Source organism: Bradyrhizobium sp. Rc2d (assembly GCF_900099855.1).
GTDB lineage: Bacteria > Pseudomonadota > Alphaproteobacteria > Rhizobiales > Xanthobacteraceae > Bradyrhizobium.
In genome coordinates this window covers 42,520-55,316 of sequence record NZ_FNCU01000025.1, presented here as the reverse complement: position 1 = coordinate 55,316, position 12,797 = coordinate 42,520, and the positions used below count along the sequence as shown (strand labels likewise).

Below are 12,797 nucleotides of genomic sequence, written 5' to 3'. Positions count from 1 at the left end.
ACGAAGCAATCCAGAATCTTTCCGCAGAGGGATCCTGGATTGCTTCGCTACGCTCGCAATGACGAGTGGAGAGAGTGTGCGCCCTACGCCACGCCGGCCCGCAACAGATCGTGCAGATGCACGATGCCGACCACCTTGTCGGCCTCGGTGACGACCAGCGTGGTGATCTTGCGGGTGTTCAGCACCTCGATCATCTCGGTCGCGAGCATCGAGGGCGGCACCGTCTTCGGCTCCCTCGTCATGATCTCGTCGACCGTCGCGGCCAGCAGGTCGGGGCGCATGTGACGGCGCAGGTCGCCGTCGGTGATGATGCCTGCGATGGCGTCTGCATCGTTGACGATGCAGACGCAGCCCAGCCCTTTGGCCGACATCTCGACCACGGCGTCCGACATCTTGGTGCCGAGCGGCTTGACCGGAATTTCCGTGCCGGTGCGCATGTAGTCGCGGACGAATTTCAGCATCGCCCCCAGCTTGCCGCCGGGGTGGAAATGCGCGAATTCCAGCGCAGTGAAGCCGCGGCCTTCGAGCAGCGCGATCGCGATGGCGTCGCCGATCGCGGCCTGCATCAGCGTCGAGGTGGTGGGCGCCAGATTGTGCGGGCAGGCTTCGCGCGCCTTCGGCAACTCGATCACGAGATCGGCGGCTTGTCCCAGCGAGGACGCCGCGTTCGAGGTCACCGCGATCATGGGAATCGCGAACCGCGCCGAATAGTTCACGAGGTTCTTCATCTCCGGCTGCTCGCCGGACCAGGACAGCGCCATGATGACATCGTCGGGCGTGATCATGCCGAGATCGCCATGGCCGGCTTCGGACGTGTGCACGAAGAAGGCGGGCGTGCCGGTCGAGGCCAGCGTCGCCGCGATCTTGCGGCCCATATGGCCTGACTTGCCGAGCCCGGTGACGATGACGCGGCCCTTGGCGTTGCGGATCAGGTCGACCGCTCTCGCAAATGCCGCACCCAGTGGGCCGCGCAGAGCAGCGGCAAGCGCGTTGATGCCGCCGCTCTCGGTCTCCAGCGTGCGGAGCGCGGATTCGACGCTATCAGGGATGGAGCCGGATGATGCGGTCATCAGCGGTTTCGAACTCGGCATGTTCAGGTCCAGGGAGGAGGGGCGTTCGCCCGTTGGCGCCTGCTTAGCACGCTACGTCCTTGGAGGCGACGCGGTCCCCGAACCCCTCAACGGGTCATTAACCATAATTGTTTTAACTCCATTAACGATGGTTCCCGCCAACCGATGGGAGGCCGTCGTGAAAGTGTTTGATTTCGTTGGAGTTCTTCCATCGTGGGGTCGTCTCCAGGCATCGGCCGGAGCAAACGCGCGCATTTCCTGCGCGCCGCTTTGCCGTGCCTCATGCTGACGGCCCTCGAGAGCGCGCCGGCGGGCGCCCAAAGCCTCACGCCTGACCTGTTCAATCCCAACCGCGGCGGCTTCGCCTCGCCCGAGACGCTGCCGACGCGCCGCACCGCCGGCGTGCCGCAGGCGCCGTCGGATGCACTGCCGACGCTGCCCGATCCCAACGATCCGCGCAGGCGCCAGCAGGCCCCAGTGACCTCGCGCGCCGGCCAAAGCCCGAGCAATCCGGTCCCGACCTACGGCCTGCCCGCCGCCAACGGCGCGAGCAGCTCCGGCTACGACTCGCTCAACCGCAAACGGCAGCAGCCGAAGCTCTATCCCGGACAGCCCAAGCCGAAGCGCCCGGTCGGCCCCGGCTCAAAGGTGGCGCCGGCAACGCCGGAGCGAACGCTCGGCCCGCCGCGCATCGCGCCGCCGCCCTCCGAGACCGCGCACAGGACGCCGGTGCCGCCGGCGATGGCGGGCAACGTGCCCGGCCAGCCGCTGCGCCGCCGCCTCAAGCTCGATGAGGATCCGTTCGGCGCGGTCGGCGACTATGCCGGCAGCTTCCTGATCAAGGGCGGGCTAGAACTGTCCGCCGGCTATGACACCAACCCTGCGCGCCTCAACAAGCCGGTCGGCTCGCCGGCCTATGTGGTCGCGCCTGATCTCCTCGTGGTGTCCGACTGGGAGCGCCACGCGCTGGTTGCAGATCTGCGCGGCTCGTTCTCGGGCTACACCAACAACATGCCGGCGACGATCAACGGCTTCCCTTCGCCGTCGCCGGTCGAGGTCGACCGCCCCGATTTCACCGGCCATGTCGACGGCCGCGTCGATGTCACCCGCGATTTCAAGCTGACCTCGCAGCTCCGCCTGCGGCTCGCCACCGACAATCCCGGCAGCCCGAACGTGCAGGCCGGCCTGCAGAAATACCCTGTCTACGCCGCCTACGGCGCCACCGTCGGCTTCGACCAGACTTTCAATCGCTTTCAGGTCGCGGCCGGCGCCACCGTCGATCGCACCGCCTACACCGATTCAAAGCTCACCGACGGCTCGACCTTTGCCAATACCGATCGCGACTTCAATCAGTATGGCGGCGTGGGGCGGTTCTCCTACGACCTGAAGCCGGGCCTCAAGCCGTTCGTGGAAATCCAGGGCGACACCCGCGTGCACGACCAGGCCGCCGACCGCAACGGCTACTTCCGGGATTCAAACGGCGGCTATGCCAAAATCGGCTCGTCCTTCGAGTTCTCGCGCATCCTCACCGGCGAAATCTCGGTCGGCTATTCCGCGCGCAATTATGTCGATCCGCGCCTCAGCCAGCTCTCGGGCTTCCTCACCACGAGCTCCTTGATCTGGAATGCGAGCGGCCTCACCACGGTGAAGTTCTTCACCGACACACAGATCGCCGAGACCACCATCCCGGGCTCTTCCGGCGTCCTGGTGCGCACCTATTCGGCCGAAGTCGACCACGACTTCCGCCGCTGGCTCACCGCCGTCGGCAAGTTCACCTACGGCACGCTCGACTATCAGAACCAGAATCGCAACGACAAGACCTACTCGCTCGAGAGCAATCTGATCTACAAGCTCAACCGCAACATCTGGATCAAGGGCACGCTGCGCCACGACATCCTGGATTCGAACGTCGCGGGGGCGAGCTCGTCGGGAACGGTGGTGATGCTGGGGGTGAGGCTGCAGAATTAGCTGCGCGTGGCCCGGTAGTCATCGGCGCTGCCAAGCTCTCAGTCGTCGTCCTGGCGAAAGCCAGGACCCATTACCCAAGGAGTGGTTTGGCGACGACTGGTCGTTCGGGATGAGTACCGTCTGCCCTGGATAGATTCCGCGGTATGGGTCCTGGCTTTCGCCAGGACGACAGCTGCTACCGCGGCAAATCCGTCTTCCCCATCAGGAACGTATCGATCGACCGTGCGCACAGCCGCCCCTCGCGGATGGCCCACACCACCAGCGACTGGCCGCGGCGCATGTCGCCGGCGGAGAACACGTTCGGGCGCGAGGTCTGGTAATCCAGCGTGTTGGCCTTGACGTTGCCGCGCGGGTCGAGGTCGACCGCGAGCATCTTGAGCAGGCCCTCGTGCACGGGATGGACGAAGCCCATCGCGAGCAGGACGAGCTCGGCGTCGAGCTCGAACTCGGTGCCGGCAATCGGCTTGAACTTGTCGTCGACGCGGACGCAGTGCAGCTTCTTGACCTTGCCGTTCTCGCCGGAAAACTTCTGCGTCAGCACGGCGTATTCGCGGATCGCGCCTTCGGCCTGGCTGGAGGACGTGCGCATTTTCAGCGGCCAGTTCGGCCAGGTCAGGCCCTTGTTCTCGCGCTCAGGGGGAGCGGGCATGATCTCGAGCTGGGTCACCGACAGCGCGCCCTGGCGCAGCGAGGTGCCGATGCAGTCGGAGCCGGTGTCGCCGCCGCCGATGACGACGACATGCTTGCCGCCGGCCAAGATCTCCTGAACACCGCCGAGCGGCTCCTGGGAGACGCGGCGGTTCTGCTGCGGCAGGAAGTCCATGGCGTAGTGAATGCCTTGGAGGTCGCGGCCGGGGATCGGCAGGTCGCGCGGAGCTTCCGCGCCGCCGGTCAAGGCGACGGCGTCATACTCGTTCAGCATCTCGCGCGGATCGACATTGCCGTCAGCGCCGACATGGCTGTTGTAGTGGAAGGTGACGCCCTCGGCTTCCATCTGCTTGACGCGGCGATCGATGATGCCCTTCTCCATCTTGAAGTCGGGGATGCCGTAGCGCAAAAGGCCGCCGGCCTTGGCGTACTTCTCGAACAGATGCACGTCGTGGCCGGCGCGCGCGAGCTGCTGCGCGCAGGCCATGCCGGCGGGACCCGAGCCGATCACCGCGACCTTCTTGCCGGTCTTCTCAGTCGCCACTTCTGGCTTCAGCCAGCCATTGTCCCAGGCGCGGTCGACGATCGCGCATTCGATGGTCTTGATGGTAACGGGGTTGTCGTCGATGTTGAGCGTGCAGGACGCTTCGCATGGCGCCGGGCAGATACGTCCCGTGAACTCCGGGAAATTGTTGGTCGAGTGCAGGTTGCGCGAGGCTTCTTGCCAGTTGTCCTGATAGACGAGGTCGTTCCAGTCAGGGATCTGGTTGTTGACCGGGCAGCCGGGCGTGCCGGGCGCGACCGACCCGGTGCCGTGGCAATAGGGAATGCCGCAGTTCATGCAGCGCGCCGCCTGGTCGCGCACCTCCTTCTCGGAGAGGGGAACGACGAACTCGTTGTAATGCTTCACGCGCTCGGCGACCGGGGTGTACTTGCGGTCATGCCGTTCGATTTCGAGAAAACCCGTGATCTTGCCCATTAAACCCGTAGTCCCTGCCGGCTAATTCGTCTGTTGTTTCCTCAACCGTCATTGCGTGGAGCGAAGCGACGAAGCAATCCAGTCTGCATCAAGGAAGAAAGTCTGGATTGCTTCGCTGCGCTCGCAATGACGGGGTGAGATGCTTTACGCCCCGATCGCGATCTTCGGCTCGGCGTCCGCGTTGGCGGCCATTTCGCGCAGCGCGCGCCGGTACTCGACCGGCATCACCTTGCGGAATTTGGGCAGCCAGTCCTTCCAATTGGCCAGGATGTCGGCGGCGCGCTTGGAGCCGGTCGCCTTGGCATGGCGCGAGATCAGCACGTGCAGCCGCTCGACGTCGGAGGCGAGCAGGTTCTTGAACACGTCGACCCGGCCGTGCGCCTCGAGGTCACCGAACTGGTTGTAGGCGCTCTGGGCGATCATCTCTTCCGACAGCACCGGCTCGAGCTCGACCATCGACAGGTTGCACAGCCGGTCGAAATCGCCGGCTTCGTCCAGCACATAGGCGATGCCGCCGGACATGCCGGCCGCGAAGTTGCGCCCGGTCTTGCCGAGCACGACCACGATGCCGCCGGTCATATATTCGCAGCAATGATCGCCCGCGCCCTCGACCACCGCCACCGCACCCGAATTGCGCACGGCAAAGCGCTCGCCGGCGATGCCGCGGAAGTAGCACTCGCCCGCGATCGCGCCGTACATCACGGTGTTGCCGACGATGATGCTCTCTTCCGGCACGATTGCAGAGTTCTTCGGCGGTTTGACGATGATCTTGCCGCCCGAGAGGCCCTTGCCGACATAGTCGTTGCCTTCACCTTCGAGCTCGAAGGTGACGCCGTGGGCGAGCCAGGCGCCGAATGCCTGGCCGGCGGTGCCCTTGAGGCTGACATGGATGGTGTCGTGCGGCAGGCCGGCATGGCCGTAGATCTTGGCGACCGCACCCGACAGCATGGCGCCGGCGGAACGGTTGGTGCTGTTGATCGCGGCTTCGATTTTGACCGGCGCGCCGCGGTCGAGCGCAGGCGTCGCCTTCTCGATCAGCGTGCGGTCGAGCACCGCCTCCAGATGATGGTTCTGACGCTCGGAATGATAGATCTTCTGGCCCTTCTCTTCCTTCTGCTTGACGAACAGCTTCGAGAAGTCGAGGCCCTTGGCCTTCCAATGCGCGACCAGCCTGGTCTGGTCGAGCAGCTGCACCTGGCCGACCATCTCGTTGAAGGTGCGGAAGCCGAGCGAAGCCATGATCTCGCGGACTTCCTCCGCGACGAAGAAGAAGTAGTTGATCACGTGCTCGGGCTGGCCGGTGAAGCGCTTGCGCAACACTGGATCCTGCGTCGCGACGCCGACCGGGCAGGTGTTGAGATGACACTTGCGCATCATGATGCAGCCGGCCGCGATCAGCGGCGCGGTGGCGAAGCCGAACTCGTCGGCCCCTAACAGCGCGCCGATCACGACGTCACGGCCGGTGCGGAAGCCGCCGTCGACCTGGACCACGATGCGGCTGCGCAGCCGCTCGCGCACCAAGGTTTGGTGGGTCTCGGCGAGTCCGATCTCCCAGGGTGAGCCGGCATGCTTGATCGAGGTCAGCGGCGAAGCGCCGGTGCCGCCCTCGAAACCCGCGATGGTGACATGGTCGGCGCGCGCCTTGGCGACGCCCGCGGCCACGGTGCCGACGCCGATCTCGGAGACGAGCTTGACCGAGACGTCGCCAGTCGGGTTGACGTTCTTGAGGTCGTAGATGAGCTGCGCCAGATCCTCGATCGAGTAGATGTCGTGGTGCGGCGGCGGTGAGATCAGGCCGACGCCCGGCGTCGAATGCCGGACCTTGGCGATGGTCGCGTCGACCTTGTGGCCGGGCAGCTGGCCGCCTTCGCCGGGCTTGGCGCCCTGCGCCATCTTGATCTGCATCATGTCGGAGTTGACGAGATACTCCGTGGTGACGCCGAAGCGGCCCGAGGCGACCTGCTTGATCGCCGAGCGCATGGAATCGCCGTTCGGCATCGGCTTGAAGCGGTCGGCTTCCTCGCCGCCTTCGCCGGTGTTGGACTTGCCGCCGATCCGGTTCATGGCGATCGCGAGCGTGGTGTGCGCCTCGCGCGAGATCGAGCCGAAGCTCATCGCACCCGTGGCGAAGCGCTTGACGATCTCCTTGGCCGGCTCGACCTGGTCGAGCGGGATCGGCTTGCGCTTCTCCTCCTCCGCGTTCTTGATCCGGAACAGGCCGCGGAGCGTCAACAGGCGCTCCGACTGCTCGTTGAGGATTTCGGCGAAGGCGCGGTAGCGCTCCTGCGAATTGCCGCGCGCGGCGTGCTGGAGCAGCGAAACCGACTCGGCGGTCCAGGCATGGTCCTCGCCGCGGCTGCGATAGGCATATTCGCCGCCGACGTCGAGCGCGCTCTTGTAGACCTGAGCCTCGCCGAACGCGTCGGCATGACGGCGCACCGCCTCTTCCGCGATCTCGGCAAGACCGACGCCCTCGACGCGGGTGTGCGTGCCGGCGAAGAACTTTGCGACGAAATCCGCTTTGAGGCCGACCGCGTCAAAGATCTGCGCGCCGCAATAGGATTGGTAGGTCGAGATGCCCATCTTGGACATCACCTTGAGCAGGCCCTTGCCGATCGACTTGATGTAGCGCTTGACGATCTCATAATCGTCGAGCGAGCCGGGCAGCCGGTCCTTCATCGCGATGATGGTCTCGAACGCGAGGTAGGGATTGATCGCTTCAGCACCGTAGCCGGCAAGGCAGGCGAAGTGATGCACTTCGCGCGGCTCGCCGGATTCGACAACGAGGCCGACCGAGGTGCGCAGGCCGGTGCGGATCAGGTGATGATGCACGGCGGCGCAGGCCAGCAGCGAGGGGATCGGCACCCGGTCGGTGCCGACCATGCGGTCGGACAGGATGATGATGTTGACGCCCTCGCGCACCGCGCTCTCGGCGCGCGCGCAGAGTTCATCGAGCACCTGGTCCATGCCGGCCGCACCGAGACCGGCGTGGAATGTGGTGTCGAGCGTGCGCGACTTAAAGTGCGTGTCGGCCACGTCCGAGATCGAGCGGATCTTTTCCAGATCCGCGTCCGTCAGGATCGGCTGGCGCACTTCAAGGCGCTTGGTCGTGGCCATTCCTTGCAGATCGAACAGGTTGGGTCGCGGCCCGATGATCGAGACCAGGCTCATCACCAGCTCCTCGCGGATCGGATCGATCGGCGGGTTGGTGACCTGCGCGAAGTTCTGCTTGAAGTAGGTGAACAGCGGCTTGGCCTTGTGCGACAGCGCCGAGATCGGCGTGTCGTTGCCCATCGAGCCCGCGGCTTCTTCGCCGGTGGCCGCCATCGGCGTCATCAGGATGGTGATGTCTTCCTGGCTGTAGCCGAACGCCTGCTGGCGATCGAGCAGGGACAGGTTGGAGCGCACGCCGGTGATCGGCACCTTCGGCAGCTCTTCCAGCACGATCTGGGTCCGCTCCAGCCATTCCTTGTAGGGATGGCTCTTGGCGAGCTCGGCCTTGATCTCGTCGTCCGGGATCAGGCGGCCCTGCTCGAGATCGACCAGCAGCATCTTGCCGGGCTGCAAGCGCCACTTGGTGATGATCTGGTCCTCGGGGATCGTCAGCACGCCCATCTCGGACGCCATCACGATGCGGTCGTCCTTGGTGACGAGATAGCGCGCGGGCCGCAGGCCATTGCGGTCGAGCGTGGCGCCAATCTGGCGGCCGTCGGTAAAGGCGATCGCGGCCGGGCCGTCCCACGGCTCCATCAGCGCGGCATGATACTCGTAGAAGGCGCGGCGCTTCTCATCCATCAAGGGATTGCCGGCCCACGCCTCCGGAATCATCATCATGACGGCGTGCGGCAGCGAGTAGCCGCCCTGCACCAGAAATTCGAGCGCGTTGTCGAAGCAGGCGGTGTCCGACTGTCCCTCGTAGGAAATCGGCCAGAGCCGGTTGATGTCCTTGCCGTAGAGCACGGAGCTCACCGAAGCCTGGCGCGCAGCCATCCAGTTGGTGTTGCCGCGCAGCGTGTTGATCTCGCCGTTATGCGCGATCATGCGGTAGGGATGCGCCAGCGACCAGGCCGGGAAGGTATTGGTCGAGAAGCGCTGGTGAACGAGTGCGAGCGCGCTCTCAAAATCCTTTTCGTGCAGGTCGGGATAGTACTTGCCGAGCTGGTCGGCCAGGAACATGCCCTTGTAGATCACGGTGCGGCACGACATCGAGCACGGATAGTAGCCCGCAAGGCCGCGGTCGCGGCGCAGGTAGATCGCCTGCGAGATCGACTTGCGCAGGATGTAGAGTCGGCGCTCGAACTCGTCCTCGGTCTTGGCGGTGCCGTTGCGGCCGATGAACACCTGCATGCAGGCGGGCTCGGTCGGCTTCACGGTGACGCCGAGCGAGGAATTGTCGGTCGGCACGTCGCGCCAGCCCAGCAGGGTCAGGCCCTCTTCCTTGATCTGGTCGGCGATGATGCTCTTGATGACGTTGCGCCAGGCGGTGTCGCGCGGCATGAACAGCGCGCCGACGGCGTATTCGCCGGGCGCCGGCAGCTTGAAGCCGAGCTCCCCGGCCTTGCGGCTGAAGAAGGCGTGCGGGATCTGCACCAAAATGCCGGCACCGTCACCGGCGCGCGGGTCGGCGCCGACCGCGCCGCGATGCTCGAGATTGCAGAGGATGCTGAGCGCGTCCGAGACGATCTCGCGCGACTTCTTGCCTTTGATGTTGGCGATGAAGCCGACGCCGCAGGAATCCTTCTCGAGGGCGGGATCGTAAAGGCCTTCGGCTTTGGGGCGCGAATTGTGCTCCTGAATCGGATCGGTCGTTTTCGAGGCGACCGTCGCCGACAGCTGTTCTGCCACGATGTTTGCGCGCTCGAATTGCGACCCGTTCATTGTCCTGTCCTCTCCATGCGGCAAGGTGCCTCACCGCCATCTTCGGCGCACCTTGGGCGTTCCGCGGCACCCGCCTCTGGGTCACCGCTCGTCCGCTGCGAGCCGCATTTTCTTAAATTCAGGCCTAGGCGTTCTTCGTCCCCGAGAACGGCTTGGCCTGGTACCTTCCCGGCGCTCGAGAGCACCAGTTCTCGCTGCAATCCCTATGCCGGAACCGCAAGCAAAATTGAGACAGCTTTCCTGTCCTAACCATCACCTTGCCAAATTTTTGTCTAGCACACAAGCGCGCGGAAGTCCCGATTCCCGATATGTCAATCAATCGCTTTCCAAAAGTTGCGCAGCCCCGGTTTTGAAGCAAACGCGCCCTGATCCGGCCCCGCAGGCGCCGAAATCCCCAATGAAGCTTCGGATCAACCCTTCGGAAGGCGCGCCACGCCGCGAGAAGCGAAAGAGGGCGGCCATCGGGGGGCCTGACAGGAGTGTCTCGACCATGAAGTTTTTCACAGGATGTGTGGCTGCCGCCGCGCTGGTGCTGGCTGCAAGTGCGGGGCACGCGCAGGTTCTCGCGGGCGGTATCGCGAGAGGGGCCGTTATCGCAGTGTCGGATTTCGACGGGCCCTACGCGCCGCCGGAGGCCGCGCCGCCACCGCCGCCGCGTTACGGCTACGAGGAGCGCGGTCCGGCTCCGGGGCTGCTGCCGTCGACCGAGGTCTATGCGGTGCTGCGCGAAAACGGCTTTTCACCGCTCGGCATCCCGCGCCTGCGCGGCAGCGTCTACACCATCGCGGTGATCGACCATCGTGGCGACGATGGCCGGCTGGTGATCGACGCCCGCGACGGGCGGATCATCCGCTTCATGCCCGCCGCCGACGCCTACGGCATGGCGCCCACCTATGACGAGCGCGCGGTCGCGCCTTACGGCCCGCAAAGCGCGCTGCCGCCGCCGACCGTGATTCGCAGCGGCCCGCCGCGCCCGCCGGCTTCGATCCCGCATGTGGCAAACCGCACCGTGCCGCTGCCCAAGGCCGCCCCGCCGCGCGGAGCTGTGCCGGTGGTAGCAGCGAAGCCGGCCGAACCCGCGCCGCAGCAGGCTCAGGCGCCGCAGGCACAGGTGCAGTCCGCGCAGCAGACCGCGGCCATCCAGGCCAAGCCCGCCGATGCCACTGCTCCAACCGTCCAGGCCAAGCCGGCGGCAACGATCCTGCCGACCCAGGAGATGCCGGCGGCGCAGGGGCTGGACTAGGCGCGCTTAATTGATGCCTGTGAGGCCGAGCCTCGGGCGACACTCCCGGTGTCGTCCTGGCGAAGGCCAGGACCCATACCGCGAGGTCTATCGGTTGAGGTGAGGTGTTCGTACCGAACGACCAGTCTTCGCCAAACGTCTCCCTGTGGTAATGGGTCCTGGCCTTCGCCAGGACGACGGCGCGTAAAAAAACGCCCCGGGGCACCGGGGCGTTTTCGCAACTCGGAAGTGGCGTGAGTGCGTTAGGCGGCTTGCGCCGAGTTCTCGATCACCTGCGCCTTCGGGGCGCTGGTGTTGATCGCGATCTGGCGCGGCTTCTTGGCCTCGGGAATCTCGCGTACGAGGTCGACGTGAAGCAGGCCGTTCTCAAGCGAAGCGTCCTTCACCTGCACGAAATCGGCAAGCTGGAAGGCACGCTCGAAGGCGCGCGCGGCGATGCCGCGATAGAGCACTTCGGACTTCGAGTTCTCGTTGGCGACTTTCTCGCCCTTGATCGTCAGCGTGTTTTCCTTCGCGACGATGGAGAGCTCGTCCTTGGCGAAGCCGGAGACCGCAACGGTGATGCGGTAGGCGTTCTCGCCGGTGCGCTCGATGTTGTAGGGGGGATAACCGGGGCTGCCGTCCGAGCCGGCCTGGTCGAGCAGGCTAAAGAGGCGGTCGAAGCCGACGGTGGAACGATAGAACGGGGTGAGATCATAGCTACGCATGGTCAAGTCCTCCATTGAGCGACTGTTTGGGTAACCCGCCCGCCAATCGGGCCGAGCTTTCGTCTGTGTGCAGCCTGATGTTCCGGTTCCGAAACACTGGTAGCGGCCTGCACGAAAATGATATGGGTGGAACGAGACGGCGTTCAAGAGGGCGGCATTTGCGCCTTTTCGGCGCTTTAGCCCCTTGATTTGCAGTACTTGCCGCCTATGACGCTGGTCTCGATCCCGTCCAATCCCGTCCCCGAAAACGTCGTCAGCGGCACCATCAAGACCCCCGATGGCGCCGAGCTGCGCTTTGCGCGCTGGGCGCCGCCGGCGGGCCGCAAGGGCACGGTCTGCGTCTTCACCGGACGCAGCGAGCAGATCGAGAAATATTTCGAGACCGTGCGCGACCTGCGCGACCGCGGCTTTGCGGTGGCGATGATCGATTGGCGCGGGCAGGGCCATTCCTCGCGCCGCCTGCGCGATCCGCGCAAGGGCTATGTGCGCGACTTCGCCGATTTCGAGATCGACGTCGAGACCTTCGTGCAGCAGGTGGTGCTGCCGGATTGTCCGCCGCCGTTCTTCGCGCTCGCCCATTCCATGGGCGGCACGGTGCTGCTGCGGGTCGCGCATGCGGGCAAGCGCTGGTTCGACCGCATGGTGCTGTCGGCGCCGATGATCGACCTGCCTGGCCGCACCACGTCGTTTCCGGCCCGCGCGCTGCTCAAGACGATGTGCCTGTTCGGGCAGGGCGGCCGTTATGTCCCGGGCGGCAGCAGCCGCATCACCGGACTCGATCCCTTCATCAACAATCCCCTCACCAGCGACCCCGTGCGCTATGCGCGCAATGCCGCGATCCTCGAGGAGGATCCGACGCTGGGGCTGGCGTCACCGACGGTGGCCTGGGCCGACGCTGCCTTCAGCGCGATGCAAACCTTCAAGCGCCTGAAATATCCGTCAGAGATCCGCCAGCCGATCCTGATGCTGGCTGCCTCCAGCGACACCGTGGTCTCGACCGCTGCGATCGAGGAGTTCGCCTATCATTTGCGCGCCGGCTCGCATCTCGTCATCGCGGGCTCGAAGCACGAGATCCTCCAGGAGCAGGACCGTTACCGTTCCCAGTTCTGGGCCGCCTTCGACGCCTTCGTGCCGGGCACGCCGCTGTTCAAGTGAGGGGTGACGCTGCGGGGAAGGTGGCAGTGGGACTCGCGAAGAGTCGTCATTCTCCGTCATTGCGAGGAGCTCGCGACAAAATTGCGTAGCAATTTTGCGCTGATGCGACGAAGCAATCCAGGCTGCCCGCGCGGAGACAGTCTGGATTG

At 65.2% G+C, this 12,797-nt stretch carries 7 protein-coding genes; 3 read left to right on the top strand and 4 right to left on the bottom strand.

The window, feature by feature from the left end; translation table 11 throughout:
- Positions 1-83: 83 nt before the first annotated feature.
- Positions 84-1,091 (bottom strand): KpsF/GutQ family sugar-phosphate isomerase, encoded by a 1,008-nt coding sequence (locus BLV07_RS27215; protein ID WP_176945784.1) that lies wholly within the window; start codon positions 1,089-1,091, stop codon positions 84-86.
- Positions 1,092-1,283: 192 nt separating this feature from the next.
- Here BLV07_RS27215 and BLV07_RS27210 point away from each other — a divergent pair, with 192 nt between their 5' ends.
- Positions 1,284-3,038, top strand: coding sequence for an outer membrane beta-barrel protein (locus tag BLV07_RS27210; RefSeq protein ID WP_091892094.1), 1,755 nt, complete (start codon positions 1,284-1,286; stop codon positions 3,036-3,038).
- 175 nt (positions 3,039-3,213) lie between these two features.
- On the opposite strand, the gene BLV07_RS27205 is transcribed toward BLV07_RS27210, so the two are convergent.
- The gene (locus BLV07_RS27205; protein ID WP_091892092.1) at positions 3,214-4,665 is read right to left on the bottom strand and encodes a glutamate synthase subunit beta; all 1,452 of its coding nucleotides are present in this window, start codon (positions 4,663-4,665) and stop codon (positions 3,214-3,216) included.
- Positions 4,666-4,809: 144 nt separating this feature from the next.
- Positions 4,810-9,543, bottom strand: a complete 4,734-nt coding sequence (gltB, locus tag BLV07_RS27200; RefSeq protein WP_091892090.1) for a glutamate synthase large subunit — start codon at positions 9,541-9,543, stop codon at positions 4,810-4,812.
- 490 nt (positions 9,544-10,033) lie between these two features.
- Between gltB and BLV07_RS47765 the strand changes: the two genes are divergently transcribed.
- Complete coding sequence (locus BLV07_RS47765) at positions 10,034-10,786, top strand: hypothetical protein (RefSeq protein ID WP_176945783.1); 753 nt, start codon at positions 10,034-10,036, stop codon at positions 10,784-10,786.
- Between the two features lie 242 nt (positions 10,787-11,028).
- On the opposite strand, the gene BLV07_RS27190 is transcribed toward BLV07_RS47765, so the two are convergent.
- Positions 11,029-11,493, bottom strand: a complete 465-nt coding sequence (locus BLV07_RS27190) for an Hsp20 family protein (RefSeq protein WP_164934697.1) — start codon at positions 11,491-11,493, stop codon at positions 11,029-11,031.
- A 207-nt stretch (positions 11,494-11,700) separates the two neighbouring features.
- On the opposite strand from BLV07_RS27190, the gene BLV07_RS27185 reads away from it, so the two are divergent.
- Entirely contained in the window at positions 11,701-12,648 is a 948-nt protein-coding gene (locus BLV07_RS27185) for an alpha/beta fold hydrolase (RefSeq protein ID WP_091892086.1), read from the top strand.
- Positions 12,649-12,797: the final 149 nt, after the last annotated feature.